The sequence below is a fragment of the Vibrio sp. Vb1026 genome, from assembly GCF_033338745.1.
Classification (GTDB): Bacteria; Pseudomonadota; Gammaproteobacteria; order Enterobacterales; family Vibrionaceae; genus Vibrio; species Vibrio alginolyticus.
On the sequence record NZ_JAWOTH010000190.1, the window covers coordinates 1 to 1064 of the forward strand.

Annotated in this window: 2 protein-coding genes; both read right to left on the bottom strand. The window is 51.5% G+C overall.

Annotation, left to right across the window (positions count from 1 at the left end; translation table 11 throughout):
• A partial coding sequence (locus R7E47_RS25205) for an alpha-ketoacid dehydrogenase subunit beta (protein WP_411913454.1) occupies nt 1–493 on the bottom strand: 493 nt, incomplete at its 3' end.
• A partial coding sequence (locus R7E47_RS25210; protein WP_318085540.1) for a thiamine pyrophosphate-dependent enzyme occupies nt 486–1064 on the bottom strand: 579 nt, incomplete at its 5' end. The genes R7E47_RS25210 and R7E47_RS25205, both read right to left, overlap by 8 nt.

A 1064-nucleotide genomic window follows, 5' to 3' on the forward strand; every position in this document is an offset into this window, starting at 1 on the left:
TACTGCGAATTGCAGCAAGCAGCAAACCGTAAGCACGCTGAGGAGAAGATGGAATCACCACTTTACAGCCTGCGGTATGTGCAAACAGTGCTTCAATGCTTTCTGAGTGGTGTTCCGGCGCGTGAATGCCGCCACCAAAAGGCGCGCGGAATACAGCCGGACAAGTGAGGCGTCCACGAGTACGGTTACGCATCCTGGCGGCGTGACACATTAGGTGCTCCATAGCCGGGAAGACGAAACCTTGGAACTGAAATTCTGCAACAGGGCGTAAACCTTGAGTTGCCATGCCCACTGCAACGCCGCCGATTAAGGCTTCTGCAAGCGGAGTATCGATGACGCGTTTTAGTCCATACTTTTGTTTGAGCCCGACGGTTGCGCGGAATACGCCGCCGTTATCGCCCACGTCTTCGCCAAGTACGACGACGTTTGGATCGTGTTCCATTTCATGATGCAGAGCGAGGTTTACTGCTTCAACTAATGTAAGTTCAGCCATGTTTGCCTCCTTGCATTCGCATTGCTTTATTGATCAATTCATCGCGTTGAGCGTGAAGCTCTTGAGGAAGCGATTCGTAGAGGTAATCGAATCCAGTTTCAGGCGCTTGTTGAGGCAAGTTTAGGTAGCGTTCAACCGCGAGCTCGACTTGTTCCTTGCAGTCGCTTTGCCATTGTTGCTCTTGTTCATCGCTCCAAGCACCTTGATTGATCAAAAAGGTTTTTAGTCGGCTCACGGGCTCGAATTGCCATGCGGTTTGCACGTCATCTGCATTACGATAACGCGTCGCATCGTCGGCGGTGGTGTGGTCACTTAGGCGATAACTTACCGCTTCGATCAGTGTCGCCCCTTTGCCTTTTCGTGCTCGCTCTAATGCGGTCATGGTAGCGTCATACATAGCAACAACGTCGTTGCCATCGACGGTAATCCCTGGAATGCCAGCGCCTTTTGCTTTTTCAGAAAGAAACTCCGCCGCGCATTGCAAACTGCGTGGTACAGAAATCGCCCATTGGTTGTTATTCACCACGAAAACCAACGGAATGTTCCATGTCCCTGCGCAGTTGATGGATTC